Here is a 20,928-nt window from a genome sequence, read left to right as displayed (position 1 = left end):
CTCTGAGATTGATTCTCTTCGAAACATGTATTTATCATCCGATTGGCGCGTTGTATCTGATATATTCCAGTATTGAAGGGTCTGCGGTTTACTAATGCTTAAAATATCACAAATTAGCATTATCATATTATTAAAATCATTTTTATTACCAACAAAAACATCAGGAAATATTTTTAGAATTTCATTGATTTTATCAAACTCCATTTCTAATGAATTTACGTTAAAAAACATTTGCTTATAAGATGATTCAATAATTTCAGCTTGATCCTTACTTAAAACAAAAAAGTGTTCTTTTGTTGGGTTAACTTTTTAATAATAATTATTATTAATATGTTTTAATACTTCATCGCAACATTCACCACAATAACCTTTTCTACTCTTTCCAGCAATATTTTTTCTTCATATGGATTTTGGTGGTAATAATTAAAACCAAACATTTTGTTGTTTTTTACAATGATATCATTTAATCGAGCTTTTACCTTATTGTTTAACATTTCTGCCAGAACATTGTTCGTATGGATATCTAAATGGCAGTAAAACAAATCTTCAATACGACCAATTTTAGTAACAAACGGTTGATGATTCGTGACTTGTCCTATCATATTAATCCCTTCTTTAAAGATAAAAAATAGTAAGCAAATTATGATTAACAAGTAAAATTTAATATATTAAAAGTAAGTCTAAATCTGTTGATTTTTGTCCACTTAGTATTCTGTTTTTATATAAAATAATTCAACTCTGATTATTTTTTGTAATTAGTGACATTAAAATATGATCCTGCCATTCACCATTAATTTGTAAATAAGCTTTTGCATATCCCTCTGGCTTAAAACCTATCTTTTTCAGTAAATTACCACTGCGATGATTATGCGGCATATAATTTGCCATAATTCTATGCATCTGCTGCTGTTCTTGCATAAAATGAATCGTTGGCATTAATGCTTCGTACATCAAGCCCTTTCCTTGCCACATTTCACTGATTGAGTAACCCAGATAACAAGCTTTAAAAGCCCCTCTAATAATATTACTGAAATTAATTACACCAATAACTTCAGTTTGCTGTTTATCTAATAACAGAAAATGAAAAGCACTTTTACGACGATGCATTTCTGCCATAATATGCAAACGTTTACTCCAGGCAGCAGGCTGATAATAACTGCTATCACGAATAGGCTCCCAAGGCTTTAAAAAATTTTCATTCCGGCAATAATAATCAGCCAGACGATAAGCATCGGCTTCACAAGCTAACCGTAGGAGCAAATGTTCAGTAACAGAATAACATTCAGGCTTTCTGGTTCGATATCCAAACATCGCGGCCAACTCCAGAATATTGGGTGCTGAATATAAATATATTTTGTTTTTACAATAGTAAGTATATCTAATTTACTAGTATTATATTTACAAAATATCACTGTATGATGCCAAATGGTGTTCAATGTCTCCGGTAACGCAAGCGCGAAACCTCGGTAAATATTTTCTTTTACTCGATAATATGTTAGTCGTGTTGGGTTTTTTTGTAGTCTTTCCACTGATATCGATCCACTTTGTTGAGCAATTAGGTTGGCCTGGCTTGGTGGTTGGTTTTGCCCTTGCCCTTAGACAATTATTTCAACAAGGTTTAGGCATTTTTGGCGGTGCTATAGCCGATCGTTTCGGCGCTAAGCCAATGATAGTGCTAGGCATGTTATTACGTGCTATAGGTTTCGCCTTAATGGCCATGGCTACCGTTCCATGGATTTTGTGGCTATCTTGCATTCTGTCAGCCTTAGGCGGGACTTTATTTGATCCTCCTCGTAACGCCTTAGTCATTAAACTGACCAAACCACATGAACGAGGTCGTTTTTATTCATTATTATTAATGCAAGATAGTGCCGGCGCTGTTCTCGGAGCCCTGCTCGGTGGCTGGCTTTTACTGTATGATTTTCAGTTTGTTTGTTGGGCAGGTACGATAATTTTCATTATCGCAGCCATTTCAAACGCCTGGCTGTTGCCTGCTTACCGTATCTCGGCTAGCCGGATATCGATTCGTACCGGGATGGGTAAAGTTTTTCGCGATCAACGTTTTTTAAAATATATACTTACTCTGACTGGCTATTTTATTTTATACGTACAAGTTATGTTAATGTTTCCGATTGTCGTTAATGAGATAGCCGGCTCACCGACGGCTATTAAATGGATGTATGCCATTGAAGCCATTATCTCTTTAACTTTACTTTATCCCATCGCCCGTTGGAGTGAAAAGCATTTTCGCCTCGAACAACGGTTAATGACCGGTTTACTTCTGATGAGCCTGGCCATGCTTCCTATTGGTTTTACCCATTCACTGACGCTACTTTTTGCCCTGATTAGTCTGTTTTATTTAGGTACCATCACTGCTGAGCCAGCACGTGAAACATTGAGCGCATCACTTGCAGATCCTCATGCTCGCGGTAGTTATATGGGTTTTAGCCGATTAGGCCATGCCTTAGGTGGTGCAATAGGCTTTATCGGTGGTGGCTGGCTATATGATATCGGACATCGGGGGGGTTTACCGGCTCTACCTTGGCATCTGTTAACCATAATAGGATTATTAACCTTATGGGCTTTGCACCAATAATTTAATCAGCAGAAAAAAACTATCATTTATAACGATAAATAGTTGTGTACAATCTTGCTATCAAAATTACAGGAGAAAAACAAAACATGAAGCACTTTTTTGTCGGAGCACTATTGTTACTATCTGGAATGATAGCCGGATGCGATCAATTAACCGAATTCAATATTAGTGAAGATACCATTAATAACTATCTCAGCAAACATACCCACTATAGTAAAAAAATAGGTATTGCCGGACTTGCTGATGCTAATATCGATCTAGCCAATCTTGCTACTCAAATTGGTCGGACTGAACCGAATAAAATTACCTTAAAAGGAGTAGCTAAAATTAAGCTTGAAACACTATTAGGTTCAACACATGCAGAAGTCTCTTTAGCTATCACTTCACTGCCCTATTTTGACGTAGCTACCGGTGCTATCTATTTAAAAGAATTGACAATCTCTGATCAAAAAATTACACCGGAAAAAATGGCCAGTACAATTGCAACAATACTACCGATTGTTAATAATTCCTTAAAAGCCTATTTTGAAAAAAATCCTGTCTATTTATTGCAACCAGAAAAAAGTAAAGCAGAAGCATTGGCCAAGAAAATCGCTAAAGGACTTGAAGTCAAACCGGGTAAGTTAGTTATTCCATTAGTAGAAAAAATAATTTAGTAGTCAATAAGAAATAACAGGCGCTATATACTCGCCTGTTAGATTTAAAGAATAAGTTACAACGTCACTAATTGTCAGCCAGCTCCTCGCGCAATGCAACTAAAGTTTCACGCGTTATCATAACGAGAATAGGATAAAAATCACTCACTGCATGGGCTTCCACTTGGCTAAAAAATGATTCACTCGCAGGTAAAATAAACTGATCAAATAACTGAATTTGTGTTAATAGCGGATCCTGCGCCGCATTATCTTCCAACCAAGATGCTGCCAATAATAAAGCAGCAAAACGATCAGCTTTTTCCTCTGATAATGGTATTCCATTTGCTACTAAAAATTCATTAACTGCCGTTGCTGATATTTCTCTATATTGACTAATACCGTTAGCAATAGCTGAGGTAGGATCAAGAAACAATTGCTTAAAATCTTTAATTACTAACGCTAAATCCTGGCTACTAGCGGCTAATTGCGTTAATAATTCATCTTGTTCTAAAGGCCAAGATAATTTCAATTGATTTTGACTAATCAATTCAAATAAAGGTTTAGTAATAGGATCCTCTAGGGAGCGATTAAATAGTGTTCCTAGTATTCGGCAAATCACGGAAAATTCATTCATTATTTTTTCCAACTTATGCTATGCATTTAATAATTTTACTTATTCGTAAGGACAATAAAACCCTGACGGTAATATCGAATATATTTTCAACAGATTGTTCTTTATTTATCTTGTTAACTGCAAAAAGAGACAAAAGTTGCAATATATTATTGACGGTTAGTCTGCTTTTTCCTATAGTAGCGCCCCATCATAGTATCCTACTATATTAGAATGATAACCGGTGAGGTGTCCGAGTGGCTGAAGGAGCACGTCTGGAAAGTGTGTATACGTGAAAACGTATCGAGGGTTCGAATCCCTTCCTCACCGCCATATAAAATATCAGCCAACAACCTATTTTAGTTCCCTCCGCAAACTTAAATTACAGAGCCCTGGCCGCCATACTGACAGAGATATTGATATAACGCATTCATGCCTAACCAACGATTTGCACACCAATCTGGCGCGAGTAGAGTCGGCCGACGCGCATTGTCACAAATACGATGATAAATAATATTTTTTGGTGTATGACGGATTATTTCTCCGGCCATTTCAACGTACTCAGTTAATTCAAGTGATAACAAACGCCCAGCACGCCAAGCTTTTGCCATTATACTACCATCAACAATATGTAATGGATGCAATTTAATACCATCAACACCAGTATCGATAACACGAGATATTGTTTGCAGATTTTCGCTAGCTGTTTCACCTGGTAGGCCAACAATTAGGTGAACACAAACATTTAATCCCTTTTTGCCGACAATCTGAGCAATTTTTTGATAACTGGCAAAATCATGGCCTCGATTGATCTTTTTTAGGATTTTATCATGGGATGTTTGTAAACCTAGTTCCAACCAGATTTCATATCTTTGATGCTGATATTCTACTAATAAATCCAATACTGGTTGCGAAACACAATCTGGGCGCGTACCGACACAAAGTCCAACAATATTAGCCTGATTTAATGCCTGTTGATATAACGCCTTTAAAATTGAAACTTCAGCATAAGTATTGGTATAAGCTTGAAAATAAGCCAGATAACGTTGAGCTCGATGGACTTTTTTTACTTTTTGCGCAATCTGTTGCTGGATGGAAAATTGCTGTTGCTGCTCATCGGAAAAAGAGGCAACATTGCAAAAGGTACAGCCGCCACGCCCTAAGGGCCATCACGATTAGGGCAATTAAAACCACCGTGCAAACTGATCTTATGAATTTTTTCACCATAGCGGCGCTGAATATCAGCGCCAAACATAGTACAACATCATTTAACTGCATAAAATAACAATTAATTAGCGGTATCTAATTGGGCAAAACTTTTCACCAAATCATCGATAGCTTTAACCTGTTCAAGAAAAGGCGCTAATTTTGCTAATGGCAGTGCTGATGGCCCATCACATTTTGCGTTAGCCGGATCAGGATGTGCTTCCAGAAATAATCCCGCTAAACCGACTGCCATACCCGCTCTCGCCAACTCAGCAACCTGTGCACGGCGCCCGCCGGAAGCAGAACCAAAAGGATCACAACATTGCAATGCATGAGTAACGTCAAAAATAACCGGAGAACCCTTTGATACATTCATCATGACATTGAAGCCTAACATATCGACAACCAAATTATCATAACCAAAGTTTACCCCACGATCACAGAGAATAACTTTTTCATTACCTGCTTTTTTAAATTTCTCAACAATATTTCCCATTTGTCCAGGGCTTACAAATTGGGGTTTTTTAACATTAATGACTGCACCGGTTTTGGCCATCGCTTCAACCAGGTCAGTTTGCCGGGCTAAAAAAGCCGGCAGTTGAATAACGTCAACCACCTCAGCAACCGGTGCCGCTTGCGCTGGCTCATGAACATCTGTAATTACTTTAACGCCAAATGTTTGTTTGATTTCTTGAAAAATTTTCATTCCTTCTTCAAACCCTGGGCCACGATAGGAATGAATCGAAGAACGGTTCGCTTTGTCGAAGGAAGCCTTAAAAACATAAGGAATGTTAAGCTTGTCCGTTACGGTGACATAATGTTCACAAATCTTCATTGCCAAATCGCGCGATTCAAGCACATTCATACCACCAAATAATACAAATGGTAGATTATTTGCCACTTTGATATCATCAATGGCGACTACTTTATATTGCATGTTTTTACCCTTTCTATGACAGCAAATTAGTGACGATTTTTAATGATCAATGCAATATAATCTGCTGCTCTTCTATTGAATAGATTTGCATTTTTATCATTTCAGAAACAGGATCTTCTGGACATTGCTCAACAAAATAATTTAAATCAGAAATGGCAACATCATTACATTCAAGATGAGCAAAAATGAGTCCTCTATCACGTATTTCATAAGGATCTTTCGGATCAAAAATTAATAATGTTTCACAAACTCTTAGCGCTTGTTCCATTTTTTTCTTCCATCAACGCTGCTTTTATTGTACCAAACATTTTTCGTATGATAATTCTATGCGCAGTTTCTTCTATATCTTTTCGCGTCAGATGAGCAAAAGAGCTAGTTGTTCCCTTGACCCATAAATCAAGCATCTGCTCGGTAAGCGTTTCACCATTTATCGGGTTAATATACCAATCACTACCATCTTCTCGGCGAACACATAGAATAAGCTGAGTCAGAAAAATAATCGGCATCACCGGCAACTGTAATTGAATGGCAACATGGCAAAAAAATCGTCCCCAATGAAACAGGTGCCCCCTGTCTTGCGATTAGCGCTTTATCCAGCCAAAGGGCCTCAGAAAGCGAATAAACCCCGTTACACCGCTAAAAAGCCAGTCTCGATAAAATAACTTTAGTAATATAGATACTTGCGTTTCTATATCATCACCAGCTTGTATTGTTTGTCTTGCTTCGGCAACCAGCAGCCTAAGTTGTGCATTGACTTGTTCAACAGGAAAATCTGGCCGAATAATCCGTGAAACAAGTATAATACCTTCGCTCAGTGGTGCTTTATTAAATTCAAAATCAGCTATGGTTTTCATCACATTGCCATTGACCTACTGTAATACGATCATTACCACCATAATCCTGAAAAGTTACTACCTGTTGATAATGATGACAGGAAAATAACTGCCTTACTTGCCTTCCCTGCAACCACCCGTGTTCGAGTAAAAGCCATCCCTTGTTAGCTAAATAGTTATGCGATTGTTCAATTATCAATTGAATATCAGCCAACCCATGATTAGCCGATATTAATGCTGTTTTAGGTTCAAAACGCACATCACCTTGTTGTAAATGTGGATCACATTCATCAATATAAGGTGGATTACTGACAATCATATCAAATTGCTGAATAGGTAGTGAAGTAAACCAATTACTTTTGCAAAATTGGACATTATTAATTACCAAATTATTTGCATTAAGTTGGGCTAGCGTAATTGCCGCATCACTAATATCTATACCAACTATCTGCGCTTGTGGACATTCTGATGCTAAAGCTAACGCCACAGCACCGGTACCCGTCCCCAAATCTAATATTTTTACTGCTTGCTTTTCTGGTAATAATTGTAATGCTCGCTCAACTAAGCACTCTGTATCCGCACGAGGTATTAACGTAACAGGTGAAACTTTCATTGGTAACGCCCAAAACTCTTTTTCTTCTACTAAATAGGCGATAGGCTCACCCTTAGCCCGACGAGCTAATAGATGTTCAAGCTGTTGTTGTTGCTTAACGGTTAATTCTGTTTCGCCAAATGCAATAAGGAAAGTCCGTGTTTTTCCGGTTATATATTGCAACAAAATTTCAGCATCACGTTTAGCACTATCACTATGGCAAAGTTTATTAGCCGCATAGGCTAACCAATGCTGATAATTCATTAATCCTGCTCTGATAAAGCAGAGAGTTGATCTGCTTGATATTCGTTAATAATCGGCTGAATTAACATATCTAATTTTCCCTCTATCACTTCATCTAAACGATAGAGAGTTAAATTGATACGATGATCAGTAATGCGGCCTTGGGGAAAATTATAAGTTCTGATCCTATCGGAACGATCACCTGAGCCGAGTAAATTACGGCGCTCAGACGCTTCTGCTTCACGGCGTTTTTGCACTTCCGATGCACGAATACGGGCAGCTAAAACTGACAGCGCTTTGGCTTTATTTTTGTGCTGAGAACGTTCATCCTGACACTCGACCACAATTCCAGTTGGAATATGGGTAATACGGATCGCGGAGTCAGTGGTATTAACATGCTGTCCGCCAGCGCCTGATGAACGAAAAGTATCAATTCTTAAGTCACTAGGGTTGATATCCGGTAGCTCTGTTGCTGGAATTTCAGCCAGAATGCCTACTGTACAAGCAGAAGTATGAATACGCCCTTGAGATTCAGTCTCCGGTACGCGCTGGACACGATGTCCCCCTGACTCAAACTTTAGACGGCCATATACACTATCACCAGAAACTTTGGCGATAATTTCTTTGTAACCTCCGTGTTCTCCTTCACTTGCATTCATAACTTCAATCCGCCAGCGACGGGATTCAGCATAGCGGCTATACATTCTAAAAAGATCACCGGCAAATATTGCCGCCTCATCACCACCAGTACCGGCCCGAATTTCTAAAAAGCAATTTTTTTCATCATCGGGATCTTTTGGTAACAATAAAATCTGTAATTGTTGTTCAAATTCCTCATTAAGCTTTTTTGCTTCTTTTAATTCGTCCTGAGCCATCTCGCGCATTTCAGGATCATGCAATAATATTTCAGCCGTCTCAATATCTTGCTGAACAGTGCGCCATAACTGAAAACATTTGGTTACATCTGTTAACTGCGCATACTCCTTAGACAACGCCCGGAAACGCTCTTGATCTGCGATCACTTCTGCATCAACCAGGTGTGCTTGAATTTCTTCGTAGCGTTCCTGCAATGCTTCTAACTTAGCAATTATTGAAGACTTCATTCGTTATGTTAGACCTTACTAAAGGTAGTTTAATTTTGCTCCAGTCCTAAGCTATCTTTTAAAATATTAAGACGGTGAATATCACCATCTGTCGCTGCTTGCTGGAGTGATTTGGTTGGTGTGTGGATCAGGCGATTCATTAACTGATAGGTTAATTGATTGATCACTTGCTCGCTATCTGCACCATTTCGCAGCGAAGCAAGTGCTTTTTCTGCCATTTCAGCCCTAATTTGCTCTGCCTGACTACGATAATCACGAATTGTATTGACTGATGACTGAGAACGCAACCAATCCATAAAATAAGCACTTTCTTGCTCAACAATAAGCTCAGCCTGAACTGCCGCCATTTTCCGTTGTTCGACATTGCGTTCCACAATCGCATGCAAATCATCAACACTATAGAGATAAATATTATTTAATCTGTCAACATCAGGTTCAATATCTCGCGGAACAGCAATATCAATCAGCAACATCGGCTTATTACGGCGGACTTTCATTGCCCTTTCAACCAGCCCTTTACCAATGATCGGTAAAGGGCTGGCAGTAGAACTAATCACAATATCCGCGTCGGCTAAACGGGTATCAATTTCAGCTAAAGTGATAACTTCCGCACCAACTTGATTAGCAAAACGTGCAGCGCGTTCTCGAGTTCGGTTAGCGATAATCAAATGCTTAGCATGATGTTCACGCAGATGGCGCGCAGCCAGTTCGATAGTCTCGCCGGCACCTACCAGTAAAATATGCAATTCAGACAGTGATTCAAAAATCTGACGAGCTAGCGTACAAGCGACAAAAGCAACCGAAACCGCATTAGCACCAATTTCGGTTTCCGTACGAATACGTTTAGCAACTGAAAATGAGCGTTGAAATAAACGCTCCAACTCACTAGATAACTTTGTATAGTGCTGAGATTTAGAAAATGCTTGTTTAACTTGACCTAAAATTTGCGGCTCACCTAAGACTAATGAATCTAATCCACTGGCAACACGCATTAAGTGGCTAACAGCAGCATTATCTTGGTGCCAATAAATACTTGTTCTAACATCATTTAAATTTAAACGATGATAGTTACATAACCAATTAATTAATTGATCTTGTAGGGATTCTTGTGAATCAACGCATAGATAAAGCTCAGTACGGTTACATGTAGAGAGCACAACGCCACTATGAACAAGTGGCTGCTGAAGTAAATTATCCAGTGCGTGTTCAATTCTTTCCGGCCCAAAAATTAACCGTTCACGTAACGTTATAGGCGCGGTTTTATGGTTTATACCGAGTGCAAGTAATGTCATATTCACTAAATCAAGTAACTAAATGGTTTCTAAACATCTGTTAAGCACACAAAAATAAAACCAATAACTTTAATAAGGAAATTTTGAGGTAGTATTCTACTTTATGCAACTAGGCAATTAAAGATGTTAAACTAAGCAAATGAATAATTCGGGCATTTTTTCCCAATTTTAGTTACATTTAATAATTTTCTGATCGATATCAACAAATTAATACCACTTGTGTAAATAGGAAATATTTAATGATACTCATTGCCAAGCAGTTTGCCAGTTTACGTCACTATTGTTGCAAATTTATCCCACTAATTGCTGTTTTTTTGACCGCATGTACATTCAATCAACAATTAACAACTGAAAAAAACGGCTCAATAACCAATCCATTATGGATAAGCCACCAGCAGCAACTGGTCAAATTGACAAAATTTCAAACCCGTGGTGCTTTTGCCTATATTGGCCCAGATAATAAAACCTATGCCAAATTCTTTTGGCAACAATATACGCTGTCTAATTACCGCCTGTTACTGACCAATCCATTAGGGACAATAGAATTTGAGCTCAATGTAACCCCTGGCGTTACACAGCTAATGGATAGAGAAGGTAAAAAATATGTCAATCATCAACCTGCACAGATGATTTATCAATTAATAGGTATGGAAATTCCAATTGAAAACCTGCCCTATTGGTTAATCGGTTTACCCACTAATGCCACATCATTCACATCAGACGAAAATGGGCTGTTAAAAACCATCGAATATAGACAAAATGGCGAAACCTGGCATTTGAACTACCTTGCTTATCATCAGGATAGTCAGCCTAAACTACCTAGCCGGATTGAATTAACACAAGGTAAACAACGTATTAAGTTAAAAATGGACAGTTGGACACTAAACGAATGACATTAACCTGGCCCTCTCCAGCAAAGCTTAACTTATTTCTCTATATTACCGGCCATCGAGCTGATGGTTACCATCAACTTCAGACTCTGTTCCAATTTCTTAACTATGGTGATGAAATTACAATCAAACCACGTGAAGATAATCAAATTCGGCTGCTTACACCCTTTACTAATCTGCCAGCAAAAAATAACCTTATTGTTAAAGCAGCGCGTTTATTACAGCGCTATTACATTGAAGTAGATCGCGCTGATAGTCATCAAGGTGCCGATATTTATGTTAAGAAAAGATTACCCACCGGTGGTGGTTTAGGCGGTGGCTCTTCTAATGCAGCAACCACATTGATTGCCTTAAATCACCATTGGCAAACTCGTATTGATGATAATACTCTAGCCGAGCTTGGCCGTCAGCTCGGCGCCGATGTTCCGGTATTCGTAATAGGTCATGCCGCTTTCGCACAAGGCATCGGTGATCAACTTTTGCCAGCCAGTCCTGCAGAAAAATGGTATTTAGTGGCCCACCCTGGAATAAATATTGCTACCCAACAAATTTTTGCTGATCCGGAATTAAAACGTAATTCCGCAAAACGCTCGTTAAGCGCATTGTTACAAGGGCCATACGCAAATGATTGTGAACCAATCGCAAGAAAACGTTTCCCTGAGGTTGAAGAGCTTATTTCATGGCTGCTAGAATATACATCATCACGTCTTACCGGCACAGGTGCTTGCGTTTTTGCGGAATTCGAAACTGAAGCTGCTGCCCGTAAGGTGTTAAATAAAGCCCCAGAGTGGGTGCAGGGTTTCGTTACGCAAGGCGTTAACCAGTCTCCTTTGCATACATTCCGCGCTGGGATTTCCAGATATCGAGACCATCAATAATAATATTTTTTGGTCGATAATATCTTTATAGACGCAAGCCTGAGGTTTTTTACGTGCCTGATATGAAGCTTTTTGCTGGTAATGCTACACCGGAACTTGCTCAACGTGTTGCCAACCGACTGTATACGAGCCTTGGCGACGCTGCGGTTGGTCGTTTTAGTGATGGTGAGGTTAGTGTACAAATTAATGAAAATGTCCGTGGTGGTGATCTTTTCATCATACAATCAACGTGTGCCCCAACAAACGACAATTTAATGGAGCTTGTTGTCATGGTTGATGCACTACGCCGTGCATCTGCTGGTCGGATCACCGCTGTCATTCCCTATTTTGGTTATGCACGTCAAGATCGCCGTGTACGTTCAGCGCGTGTGCCTATTACCGCTAAAGTAGTCGCCGATTTTCTTTCCAGTGTCGGTGTTGACCGGGTCTTAACTGTCGATCTGCATGCCGAGCAAATCCAGGGTTTTTTTGATGTGCCGGTAGATAACGTTTTTGGTAGTCCGATTTTGTTAGAAGATATGCTACAACAAAATCTAGACAATCCGATCGTCGTTTCACCCGATATAGGCGGAGTAATACGTGCCCGCGCCATTGCCAAATTATTAAATGATACCGATATGGCCATTATTGATAAACGTCGGCCACGCGCAAACGTTTCCCAAGTTATGCATATCATTGGTGATGTTGCTAATCGAGACTGTGTACTGGTCGATGATATGATAGATACCGGTGGTACCTTGTGTAAAGCCGCTGAAGCACTTAAGGAAAGAGGCGCTAAACGGGTCTTTGCTTATGCTACCCATCCCATATTTTCCGGTAATGCCCTCGCTAATATTAAAGATTCAGTCATTGATGAGGTGGTTGTTTGTGACACTATTCCCTTATCAGCTGAAATCAAACAGCTCAACAAGGTTCGCTCATTAACGCTATCAGTCATGTTGGCTGAAGCCATTCGTAGGATCAGCAACGAAGAGTCAATCTCAGCGATGTTTGAACACTAAATAATAAATTACTCTCAGTTAAATTTTTAGCTGCCGTATTTATTAACTTAGTACTACCGAAAACCCTTTGGCATTTATCACGGGGTTTTTCTTTACTGTAAAATAGATTACCGACGATGGCGCTCGTCAAAATTTCGCGGCCACCAATAACGATCAGCAATGCCCTCATGACCACTCACTCTAGCACCAGCTAACCAAATCAAACTTCCAATAAAAAGACTAGTCAGTGATATTTTTGCTAAATATTCGGGTAGTTCTAATTGAAAAACATGATTGCAAATATTATATGCAATACTGAGCACCATAATTGCCATCCCAGTTACCATCAAGCAATTACCTAATAAAAAAGACTGTTTTTTTCATATCATACCCTCCAAAATACTTATCACTATGTACAATATTGAATAATAAAAATACCTACTCTTTTGCTATATTATAGTAATAGTTTTCCGACACAGATTGAGAAAATGATCACATTAGATAATATTTTATTCACAAATCTATACATAAAACTATTTTTATTGAAAAAATAGTAGCCATTATGCAGCTAACCTGATCAACCTATTCTACTGTCATCAAATTTAACTTTTTGTAGTCGGTTGTCAGAAAAGGTAAGCTATGTTCATTAATTAAAACCGCTCAATAGTGAAAGAATATGGTGAGTAACATACAACTGATCGTCGGTCTGGCTAACCCAGGTTCTGAATACGCGTTAACTCGGCATAATGCAGGCGCCTGGTATGTCGAATTATTAGCCAAACAACATAATCAATTACTAAAAGAAGAAAGTAAATTTTTTGGTCATACCGCCAGAATCAACTTGGCAAATAATGATGTTCGCTTACTGATACCGACAACATATATGAATCTTAGTGGAAAATCAGTGTTAGCATTAGCCAGTTTTTATCGTATCAAGCCAGCTGAAATTCTTGTCGCCCATGACGAATTAGATTTAATGCCAGGCACCGCCAAAATAAAATTAGGCGGCAGCAATGGCGGACATAATGGTCTTAAAGATATTCAAAATAAACTAGGCAACAACCCTAATTTTTATCGTTTACGCATCGGTATTGGTCATCCCGGTGATAAAAATAAAGTTGTCGGCTTTGTGTTGAATAAACCCACCCTTCAGGAACAAAAATTAATCGATGATACCATTGATGAAGCAATACGTTGTACACCGATCCTGCTTAATGAAGGCGTTAATAAAGCAGTAAATCAGTTGCACGCTTTTAAGGCATCGAGTTAATACTTATTACATCATATCTTCGGCAAGGTAACTTTTACGTGTATAATCATCGATAAATTCATTCATATTTATCAATTAGCGATACGCGATTGAACAGATAAAAACTAAGGTAACATATTTATGGGATTTAAATGCGGTATCGTTGGTCTGCCCAATGTAGGAAAATCAACGCTTTTTAATGCGCTGACCAAAGCCGGCATCGAGGCAGCAAACTTCCCTTTTTGTACTATTGAGCCTAATACCGGTGTAGTACCGATGCCCGATCCTCGTCTTGATCAATTGGCGCAAATTGTCAAACCACAGCGAGTACTACCGACAACAATGGAGTTTGTCGACATTGCCGGACTGGTAAAAGGTGCATCTAAAGGCGAAGGTTTAGGCAATCAATTTTTAACTAACATCCGTGAAACTGAAGCGATCGGCCATGTTGTTCGCTGTTTCGACAATGATAACATCATCCATGTTGCCGGCCAGGTTGATCCACTAGCAGATATTGATACCATTAATACTGAATTGGCATTAGCTGACTTAGATACCTGTGAACGTGCTATTTATCGCATTCAGAAAAAAGCTAAAGGTGGCGACAAAGAAGCAAAAATTGAATTAGACATTTTGACAAAATGTTTACCGCATCTTGAAAACGCAGAGATGCTACGAACTCTAGCGTTAAGTAAAGAAGAAAAAGCCACCATCCGCTATCTCAGCTTTTTAACTCTCAAATCAACCATGTATATTGCCAATGTGAGTGAAGATGGTTTTAACAACAATCACCACCTAGATGCAGTGCGGGCCATTGCTGAAAAAGAGGGCTCGGTGGTGGTGCCAGTATGTGCGGCCGTTGAAGCCGATATCGCCGACCTGGATGAAGATGAACGCGACGAATTTATGGCTGAGCTGAGTATTGAAGAGCCGGGGCTAAATCGTGTGATCCGCGCCGGTTATAAGTTACTTAATTTACAAACTTACTTCACTGCCGGGGTCAAAGAAGTTCGCGCCTGGACCATCCCTGTTGGTGCCACCGCACCACAAGCGGCCGGTAAAATTCACACCGATTTTGAAAAAGGTTTTATCCGCGCCCAAACAATCGCATTTGCCGATTTTATTCACTATAACGGCGAGCAAGGCGCCAAAGAAGCCGGCAAAATGCGCGCCGAGGGGAAAGATTATATTGTGCAAGATGGCGATGTAATGAACTTTTTGTTTAATGTTTGATCCATTCTGGCCGGCTTTATGACATCTCAACACAATCTATAAAGACCGCAAAAACACTAAAACCCCACGCAAATTGCGTGGGGTTTTTCTATTGACCGTACTCAATTTTTTATGCTAAATCAATCAAAGCCGAGTGCAAAATTGAGTATCACTATAATTACAACCCTTGGTTACCGGAAGCGTGCCAAAAGTGTAACCACTTTCCCACAGTGCATCACAAATTTAAGTAGACACTTTACTGTTATGACCCATAATAATATCGTAATTACAGCTATCGATAAATTGATTGCTGGTTCCAACTTCTTGCACCCCTTCTGATAAATGTAACTTTTCATACAGGTTTAACATCGATTCTGGTTTCAGTAATGACGCCATATCCACGCACATATCGCCATTACTTTCAGCAATCTCTCTTAGTGTGTGGTTAAATAACATCGCCCCACTTTCAAAGCTATTAATTTGTCTCCTAACTTCATCATAAATACGTTTAGCTTTCTTCTCGTTGGTAGACGTTTGATATTTCGCTTTGGCAGAACTAACCATCTCCTGATAACGCGCAGCCGATAGTGGAAGTCCCATATTTATATAAATAAAGTGTGCATTACTTAAACCAACAATTTTAACTAATTCTTCTCTACGCTTATGAGCAATTTTAATTGCCACTTTGTGCATCTCGGTGGCAGGCAAACCTGCCGTGTAAAGGTCGTTAGCGCCAAACCAAACAATAAAAAGAAAGTTTTCATTATTTATACCTTGTAATGAGAAATCTTTCTCGAAAGCCTTCACCTCATTTTTCATAAATGAAATATGGCGCGCTTTTTGCCATTTAGGTTAATCTTGCTCACTATTTTTTATGTCGTATTTACGCTCATATTCTTTATCATGTAAATCATAGATTGATTTCAAGTGTGGCGCTAATCGATCATAATGCAACGGTTTTTTAAATAACTCTTTTTCCGTGCTGTTGAAATAAATACTGCCTTTAGTGGTAATATTGATGACAGGCACATTCAGCATAACTTTATTATCAATTTGGATCTCCTCTCTGGCAATCATATCCAAACGGTTTTTCCCCTCAATCAAGTTATATTTTGATTCTATAGCTATGTAACTAATATCTTCTTCATCCGTAAACAAATCAAATGGCCATAAATCAGCAATATTGTAGCGGTCATATTCAGCACCCTGATAGCTGATAGCTGATAGCTGATAGCTGATAGCACCATTTTTACTTAGCAGCGGCACATTATGGCCAGACAAGCTGCTATCCGTTAGCGCAATGTTATTCTTAGCTATTAGGTTCAGTTCGTTGTTAGCGCGAAGCTGGCTGTTATTGAGCGCAATATTTTCACTCGTAATAGACAGGTTATTATCCGCCTGGGCTGATAATCATGCATTGAGCTGTTGGCTATTTAAAGTAATATTTCTGCCTGCTAAAAGAGGTTCATAATCATACTTTTCATGTAATTCACGCACTGAATTAAGTGCCAGCAGATAGGTTTTATTGGATTCTATTTTATCCGCAGTGATAACCAGATTGTTGCCAGCAGAAAATCTAGCCGATAAAAAATCGTTATCCCGCCAAAGCCATATTTCCGGCTGATTAATGGGTATTAAGGTGTCTTAATGTCAAGAGTAAATGATGCATCAGGTGCTTTGTCTGCCGGTATAAAGGAAAGATATTGGTCCTGATCGATAGAATAACGGATACAAACGTCATCCTAATCATTATCTTGATAAGTATAATCTGGCAGGTATCCAATGCTACAGCTGAGGTAAGGATCCGTACAGTAAAGTATACATCTAGCGCATTTTATAAACCTACCCAGACAAATTTTTCACCCAGTTTTTGATTAATAACGGTAATATGCTTCCTGTGCAAATAATTATCATTGACTAATAGATTACTTTTAATATAGCGATGGTTACTGGCAGAAAGACGACCAAACATCAGAGGGGAAGCTAATGTGTAGGCCGTTTTCTCCAATTGAACAAATTGCGTAAACACAGCATCGATTTCACCAAACCAGCGCTGTTTTCCATTAATCTGATAATTAGGTTTTAGATTTTTGTTGACACTTGTATTCAGGCCACCGCCACTTGCCCTGACAACATACGCTTTAACCTTGTTACAATCCGGCGTTATTCGTTGTTCCATGATTATTGCTTTAGTTAATCACTTGTTTAGCTTTCAGGAACAGGTCACTGGTTTGCGTTGAGATAGTCGCCGCGCTATTTTCAAACCTTTTACTTAAAGTTCACCCTGAGCATTTTTTTGTAGTCAGAGATTATTATAAGCTGTAATTTTAGCGCTTTCACCTTGATTACTGATAACATTACTAAATAGATGAATATAATGTTTAGCCGTTACTTTACCTTGATTAATCAGGCTATCGCTTTCAAGTAATAGCTTTTGCTGAGATAAAATTTCACTGGTTGCCGGAATTATAATGGCTGGCGCTTTGGCGATTAAATGCCTGTTAGTGGTAATATGACCTAGCGTCAGTTCCCCTTTAGCAGAAACAAATAAATCACTTTCGCTGGTTTTAATATTATCCAGCTTAACTTCACTGTCTGGTTCGGTAGCAATGATTTTAATGCGATTAGCATAAATCCCACCAGGCTCTGTAATGTTAACCGCAAATTGGGGTTTTAGGCCCGGGCTAGTTATTTGAGAAACTATTCCAGTCTGATAGTCAATCGCATTCATGCCTAGCAGCAAGCTAATATTTTTGCTCAGAATACTGGCATTGATAGTAACAGTACGGCTGATCATTTCAGTATACTGTTGGCTACCACTATAGAGCCCTTTATTACGGATGGTAATATCACCTTTTTTCACCCTTAAATGAGCGAATTCGCCTCGTTAATTCAGTGTCGGCCGGCCGCTAGTTAAGGTTAATCCACCAATATTGCTGAAACGACAACCATCACAACTGATGCCATTAGGATTAGCGATGATCACATCCGCTTTCTTGCCTGCAATTTCCAACTTGCCATTTAGTTGGGAAGAAGATGAACCTGTTACTTCATTAATAATCAAAGTGGCCGTCTGTTCACCAAGCTGCCCATTTTTAGCCAGCTGTCCGGCTAGTTCACTTTTCGCTGGTTGGCTAGCATTGTTCAGCATGCACCTTGTGGCGGTACATTAAATTGCTGATATAGATTATGAGAAATACCCACCCGATTAGGTGCCGCTATATTGATGACAGCAATTTGATTTTTAACCGTTAGTTGAGTTTTTTCATCCGCTGGTTGGACAGTGGAACTGAAAACCGGTAACAGAGGATAACTGGCGATGAAATAAATTATGTTTCTGCTATAGCGAATCTTTTTATTTTTCATAGCATTACCTATATTTTATTTTTACATAAATATGTGGATGAAAGTTACCTCTTCAAAATAGAAAAGAAAAATTTAATAGGCAATATATAATAATCAATAATTTAATTAGCTATCAAAATATTAATAATTATTTTTTATTTGTAATTCAATATGTTAAATTTAATTAATACTATTTTATTTTTACTCCTAAAATTAAAAATAATTTTATGTTTAATAAATTAAATCGTTGCTGTTTGCTAGCCAAATAAATAGCGCTCAGATCATCTGAGCGCTATTCAAATTAACTATAGATTGTTTATCAAAGCTCGTAGGCTAATAAGACCTTGTGGCAGAGTTCAGAGCGGACACAATCACCAATGGTAAATTTCACGATGGTAACCAAATCGTCACAATCAAAGCGTCGTAACGCATCTTCCAGACCAGAGATGATCCCTAACGGAAAGTCACATTGGGAAACATCCCCATTGACGACGACAGTCACATTGTCTCCTAAGCGAGTTAAAAACATTTTCATTTGATTAGCCGTCACATTTTGGGCTTCATCCAGTATCACAAACGCGTTTTCAAAGGTTCGGCCACGCATGTAAGCAAAAGGTGCAATTTCTACTTTGCCTATTTCTGGCCGTAGACAGTATTGTAGAAAAGAGTGTCCCAATCTTTTGGCTAAAATATCATATACCGGCCGAAAGAAAGGTGCGAATTTCTCTGCCATATCACCCGGTAAAAAACCTAAATCCTCCTCTGCTTGCAAAACCGGGCGAGTTACAATAATTTTATTGATTTCTTTATTAATGAGAGCATCAGCAGCCATTGCAGAACTAATAAATGTTTTACCGCATCCTGCTTCACCATTTGCCAAAATCAATTTTTGCCACTTAATAGCTTCAATATATTTTCTTTGTGATTCACTGCGAGGAATAATGGGGGAACGATCACGAGTTTCACATGCCATACCAATGGTTTCAATACCTGTAAAATCAGCAAAAGATGCCACATTGTTGATCTCTTTTAAACGAGATGAGCGACTCTCTTTTCTTAAAGATCTTCTTAATTCTCGGCGTGCTCTTGTTGCAGCTTTCTGTCTACTCATAGTTTTACCTTTCGATAGTCTATATGTCGATGGTAATAATATTTGAATATCTATACAAAAAAGCTATTTAAAACAGAGGATTGTCTCCAATTTTATGATTTTCATGAAAAAACCGGTTACAAATTTCTCCATCTTGCATGTTATGGATAACTTATAACCGGTTAATGACTGAAGAGTATATTTTAAACATTTTATCATCTATATCCCCTATTCTGAACATCATCAAACACAGAACTACGACTATAAAACATCCTCAAGAGCTTAATATTATTTTATATCCATTAATTCACTATAAAAATATTTTAACATCTCTGATACAAAAAATATTGTCGATTATTGCTTGCCTGTCAACTTTATTACGCAAACAATTACCTCAAGTCACCTGATAATTTATTAATAACCGCAGTTAATTTGAATAGCTTGATAATATGCTATTTATTTGATAATAAGTGTTTTTTTATTGTCGCTGGCAATTTTTGGCTAATCGATAACCCGCAGCAATAGCGGCCTGCTCATTTTCAAAAACAATACTATTTTTGGCTGATAAAACCTTATATCCCTGACAATGAGAAAAGTGGTATATTTGGCTAATTTGATTGCCTTCAATCGCGGCAGTAAGATAATTGCGCGCCATAACGGAAATATTACTTTTTGTTTTAATTGATTTTTTTCTATTTCAGCAGTTGCAACTGACAAACCGGCCGCCTGATTTCTATGACCTAATTGCCAGGTTAATTCACCGGTTACAAACGGGTTATAGCGCCCGATAATTCTGCCAATTCGCTCATTTTGCAACTTTTCCCAACGATTAACCGGAAATTGTCGATCCCAGGCCATTAATAGCTGTTGTTGCTTTGACATAGTAAGATTATATCGGTCATACATATAGAACATTACACGATCAACCTGGCCTTTTACTTCATTTCTAGGCTCAAAAATACGATTTTTAAAATCCACCCGGCTTTGGCATTGGCGATAAGGCGATAAAACTGACGAGGCTAGTTGACCATAATTAAAATTGCTTATATCACCATTTACTTCACCAATAGAAGGCACAATGTTATACAGATCGGCTTCGATGGCGCGAAAAACAGGATCTGTCATTACACAATTCTTTCGTCCCCCTTTTGCCAACATTGGCGCTGATGACCAAATACCCATGCCAGCACAATATGTTCCCACTCTATTCGCTGTGCTCTATTTATTTGTTTTCTTA

Annotated in this window: 22 protein-coding genes, 1 tRNA gene and 3 pseudogenes; 8 read left to right on the top strand and 18 right to left on the bottom strand. The window is 38.5% G+C overall.

Annotated elements, in window-relative coordinates:
* Positions 1–335: 335 nt before the first annotated feature.
* Positions 336–602, bottom strand: coding sequence for a hypothetical protein (locus tag AC01GB_RS15495; RefSeq protein WP_474452607.1), 267 nt, complete (start codon positions 600–602; stop codon positions 336–338).
* Between the two features lie 130 nt (positions 603–732).
* Positions 733–1,311 (bottom strand): ribosomal protein S5-alanine N-acetyltransferase, encoded by a 579-nt coding sequence (gene rimJ, locus AC01GB_RS15490; protein WP_474452606.1) that lies wholly within the window; start codon positions 1,309–1,311, stop codon positions 733–735.
* A 124-nt stretch (positions 1,312–1,435) separates the two neighbouring features.
* Between rimJ and mdtH the strand changes: the two genes are divergently transcribed.
* Together mdtH and AC01GB_RS15480 are read left to right on the top strand one after the other, a co-directional pair.
* Positions 1,436–2,596 carry a multidrug efflux MFS transporter MdtH gene (gene mdtH, locus AC01GB_RS15485; RefSeq protein WP_474452605.1) on the top strand — a complete coding sequence of 387 codons (1,161 nt, stop codon included), beginning with the start codon at positions 1,436–1,438 and terminating at the stop codon, positions 2,594–2,596.
* Positions 2,597–2,682: 86 nt separating this feature from the next.
* Positions 2,683–3,252 (top strand): lipoprotein, encoded by a 570-nt coding sequence (locus tag AC01GB_RS15480; protein ID WP_474452604.1) that lies wholly within the window; start codon positions 2,683–2,685, stop codon positions 3,250–3,252.
* 67 nt (positions 3,253–3,319) lie between these two features.
* Here the strand turns inward: AC01GB_RS15480 and AC01GB_RS15475 are convergent, their stop codons facing one another.
* A complete protein-coding gene (locus tag AC01GB_RS15475) occupies positions 3,320–3,865 on the bottom strand; it encodes a TorD/DmsD family molecular chaperone (protein WP_474452603.1) in 546 nt (181 codons plus the stop codon).
* A 219-nt stretch (positions 3,866–4,084) separates the two neighbouring features.
* Here AC01GB_RS15475 and AC01GB_RS15470 point away from each other — a divergent pair.
* Positions 4,085–4,174: transfer RNA gene (locus tag AC01GB_RS15470), tRNA-Ser, on the top strand.
* A 44-nt stretch (positions 4,175–4,218) separates the two neighbouring features.
* Here AC01GB_RS15470 and mnmL read toward each other — a convergent pair.
* From mnmL to hemA, 6 genes and pseudogenes are all read right to left on the bottom strand, one after another.
* A pseudogene (gene mnmL / locus AC01GB_RS15465) lies at positions 4,219–5,119 on the bottom strand (tRNA modification radical SAM protein MnmL/YtqA).
* Positions 5,120–5,129: 10 nt separating this feature from the next.
* A complete protein-coding gene (kdsA, locus tag AC01GB_RS15460) occupies positions 5,130–5,984 on the bottom strand; it encodes a 3-deoxy-8-phosphooctulonate synthase (protein WP_474452601.1) in 855 nt (284 codons plus the stop codon).
* A 46-nt stretch (positions 5,985–6,030) separates the two neighbouring features.
* Positions 6,031–6,838, bottom strand: a pseudogene (sirB1, locus tag AC01GB_RS15455) (invasion regulator SirB1).
* Positions 6,822–7,673 (bottom strand): peptide chain release factor N(5)-glutamine methyltransferase, encoded by an 852-nt coding sequence (gene prmC, locus AC01GB_RS15450; protein ID WP_474452600.1) that lies wholly within the window; start codon positions 7,671–7,673, stop codon positions 6,822–6,824. Before prmC ends, sirB1 begins: the two are co-directional and overlap by 17 nt.
* Positions 7,673–8,755: a peptide chain release factor 1 gene (gene prfA / locus AC01GB_RS15445; protein WP_474452599.1), complete on the bottom strand. Its 1,083-nt coding sequence runs from the start codon at positions 8,753–8,755 to the stop codon at positions 7,673–7,675. Before prfA ends, prmC begins: the two co-directional genes overlap by 1 nt.
* A 29-nt stretch (positions 8,756–8,784) precedes the next feature.
* Entirely contained in the window at positions 8,785–10,047 is a 1,263-nt protein-coding gene (gene hemA / locus AC01GB_RS15440; protein ID WP_474452597.1) for a glutamyl-tRNA reductase, read from the bottom strand.
* A 239-nt stretch (positions 10,048–10,286) separates the two neighbouring features.
* Here hemA and lolB point away from each other — a divergent pair, with 239 nt between their 5' ends.
* Genes lolB through prs form a run of 3 tightly spaced genes read left to right on the top strand, consistent with a single transcriptional unit; the run spans position 10,287 to position 12,816 of the window.
* Positions 10,287–10,940, top strand: a complete 654-nt coding sequence (lolB, locus tag AC01GB_RS15435; RefSeq protein ID WP_474452596.1) for a lipoprotein insertase outer membrane protein LolB — start codon at positions 10,287–10,289, stop codon at positions 10,938–10,940.
* The gene (gene ispE, locus AC01GB_RS15430; RefSeq protein ID WP_474452595.1) at positions 10,937–11,815 is read left to right on the top strand and encodes a 4-(cytidine 5'-diphospho)-2-C-methyl-D-erythritol kinase; all 879 of its coding nucleotides are present in this window, start codon (positions 10,937–10,939) and stop codon (positions 11,813–11,815) included. Before lolB ends, ispE begins: the two co-directional genes overlap by 4 nt.
* A 53-nt stretch (positions 11,816–11,868) precedes the next feature.
* On the top strand, positions 11,869–12,816 hold the full coding sequence (gene prs, locus AC01GB_RS15425; protein WP_474452592.1) for a ribose-phosphate diphosphokinase: 948 nt from the start codon (positions 11,869–11,871) through the stop codon (positions 12,814–12,816).
* Between the two features lie 107 nt (positions 12,817–12,923).
* Here prs and ychH read toward each other — a convergent pair.
* Positions 12,924–13,163: pseudogene (gene ychH, locus AC01GB_RS15420) on the bottom strand (stress-induced protein YchH); the annotation flags it as partial.
* A gap of 311 nt (positions 13,164–13,474) precedes the next feature.
* Between ychH and pth the strand changes: the two are divergent.
* Together pth and ychF are read left to right on the top strand one after the other, a co-directional pair.
* Entirely contained in the window at positions 13,475–14,065 is a 591-nt protein-coding gene (gene pth / locus AC01GB_RS15415) for an aminoacyl-tRNA hydrolase (RefSeq protein ID WP_474452913.1), read from the top strand.
* A gap of 120 nt (positions 14,066–14,185) precedes the next feature.
* Positions 14,186–15,277: a redox-regulated ATPase YchF gene (gene ychF, locus AC01GB_RS15410; RefSeq protein WP_474452591.1), complete on the top strand. Its 1,092-nt coding sequence runs from the start codon at positions 14,186–14,188 to the stop codon at positions 15,275–15,277.
* 222 nt (positions 15,278–15,499) lie between these two features.
* Here the strand turns inward: ychF and AC01GB_RS15405 are convergent, their stop codons facing one another.
* The 8 genes from AC01GB_RS15405 to AC01GB_RS15370 form a co-directional block, all read right to left on the bottom strand.
* A complete protein-coding gene (locus AC01GB_RS15405; RefSeq protein ID WP_474452590.1) occupies positions 15,500–16,075 on the bottom strand; it encodes a hypothetical protein in 576 nt (191 codons plus the stop codon).
* A gap of 33 nt (positions 16,076–16,108) precedes the next feature.
* Positions 16,109–16,537, bottom strand: coding sequence for a hypothetical protein (locus AC01GB_RS15400; protein ID WP_474452589.1), 429 nt, complete (start codon positions 16,535–16,537; stop codon positions 16,109–16,111).
* Between the two features lie 553 nt (positions 16,538–17,090).
* Positions 17,091–17,435 (bottom strand): hypothetical protein, encoded by a 345-nt coding sequence (locus tag AC01GB_RS15395; protein WP_474450790.1) that lies wholly within the window; start codon positions 17,433–17,435, stop codon positions 17,091–17,093.
* Positions 17,436–17,558: 123 nt separating this feature from the next.
* Positions 17,559–18,119 (bottom strand): hypothetical protein, encoded by a 561-nt coding sequence (locus AC01GB_RS15390; RefSeq protein WP_474450792.1) that lies wholly within the window; start codon positions 18,117–18,119, stop codon positions 17,559–17,561.
* Between the two features lie 24 nt (positions 18,120–18,143).
* The gene (locus tag AC01GB_RS15385) at positions 18,144–18,407 is read right to left on the bottom strand and encodes a two-partner secretion domain-containing protein (protein WP_474450794.1); all 264 of its coding nucleotides are present in this window, start codon (positions 18,405–18,407) and stop codon (positions 18,144–18,146) included.
* Positions 18,401–18,622 carry a hypothetical protein gene (locus tag AC01GB_RS15380; protein ID WP_474450795.1) on the bottom strand — a complete coding sequence of 74 codons (222 nt, stop codon included), beginning with the start codon at positions 18,620–18,622 and terminating at the stop codon, positions 18,401–18,403. Before AC01GB_RS15380 ends, AC01GB_RS15385 begins: the two co-directional genes overlap by 7 nt.
* A 298-nt stretch (positions 18,623–18,920) precedes the next feature.
* Complete coding sequence (gene phoH / locus AC01GB_RS15375) at positions 18,921–19,712, bottom strand: phosphate starvation-inducible protein PhoH (RefSeq protein ID WP_474452588.1); 792 nt, start codon at positions 19,710–19,712, stop codon at positions 18,921–18,923.
* A 480-nt stretch (positions 19,713–20,192) separates the two neighbouring features.
* A complete protein-coding gene (locus AC01GB_RS15370; RefSeq protein ID WP_474452587.1) occupies positions 20,193–20,894 on the bottom strand; it encodes an endonuclease in 702 nt (233 codons plus the stop codon).
* Between the last annotated feature and the right edge of the window lie 34 nt (positions 20,895–20,928).

This window comes from Candidatus Arsenophonus phytopathogenicus, assembly GCF_056113345.1.
This window is presented reverse-complemented; position numbering and strand designations above follow the sequence as displayed.

Excerpts from the sequence above, each read along its gene's own strand:
- AC01GB_RS15495 (WP_474452607.1), bottom strand. The coding sequence starts at position 602 with ATGATAGGACAAGTCACGAATCATCAACCGTTTGTTACTAAAATTGGT.
- rimJ (WP_474452606.1), bottom strand. The coding sequence starts at position 1,311 with ATGTTTGGATATCGAACCAGAAAGCCTGAATGTTATTCTGTTACTGAA.
- mdtH (WP_474452605.1), top strand. The coding sequence starts at position 1,436 with ATGTCTCCGGTAACGCAAGCGCGAAACCTCGGTAAATATTTTCTTTTA.
- AC01GB_RS15480 (WP_474452604.1), top strand. The coding sequence starts at position 2,683 with ATGAAGCACTTTTTTGTCGGAGCACTATTGTTACTATCTGGAATGATA.
- AC01GB_RS15475 (WP_474452603.1), bottom strand. The coding sequence starts at position 3,865 with ATGAATGAATTTTCCGTGATTTGCCGAATACTAGGAACACTATTTAAT.
- kdsA (WP_474452601.1), bottom strand. The coding sequence starts at position 5,984 with ATGCAATATAAAGTAGTCGCCATTGATGATATCAAAGTGGCAAATAAT.
- prmC (WP_474452600.1), bottom strand. The coding sequence starts at position 7,673 with ATGAATTATCAGCATTGGTTAGCCTATGCGGCTAATAAACTTTGCCAT.
- prfA (WP_474452599.1), bottom strand. The coding sequence starts at position 8,755 with ATGAAGTCTTCAATAATTGCTAAGTTAGAAGCATTGCAGGAACGCTAC.
- hemA (WP_474452597.1), bottom strand. The coding sequence starts at position 10,047 with ATGACATTACTTGCACTCGGTATAAACCATAAAACCGCGCCTATAACG.
- lolB (WP_474452596.1), top strand. The coding sequence starts at position 10,287 with ATGATACTCATTGCCAAGCAGTTTGCCAGTTTACGTCACTATTGTTGC.
- ispE (WP_474452595.1), top strand. The coding sequence starts at position 10,937 with ATGACATTAACCTGGCCCTCTCCAGCAAAGCTTAACTTATTTCTCTAT.
- ychF (WP_474452591.1), top strand. The coding sequence starts at position 14,186 with ATGGGATTTAAATGCGGTATCGTTGGTCTGCCCAATGTAGGAAAATCA.
- AC01GB_RS15405 (WP_474452590.1), bottom strand. The coding sequence starts at position 16,075 with ATGAAAAATGAGGTGAAGGCTTTCGAGAAAGATTTCTCATTACAAGGT.
- AC01GB_RS15395 (WP_474450790.1), bottom strand. The coding sequence starts at position 17,435 with ATGGAACAACGAATAACGCCGGATTGTAACAAGGTTAAAGCGTATGTT.
- AC01GB_RS15385 (WP_474450794.1), bottom strand. The coding sequence starts at position 18,407 with ATGCTGAACAATGCTAGCCAACCAGCGAAAAGTGAACTAGCCGGACAG.
- AC01GB_RS15380 (WP_474450795.1), bottom strand. The coding sequence starts at position 18,622 with ATGAAAAATAAAAAGATTCGCTATAGCAGAAACATAATTTATTTCATC.
- phoH (WP_474452588.1), bottom strand. The coding sequence starts at position 19,712 with ATGAGTAGACAGAAAGCTGCAACAAGAGCACGCCGAGAATTAAGAAGA.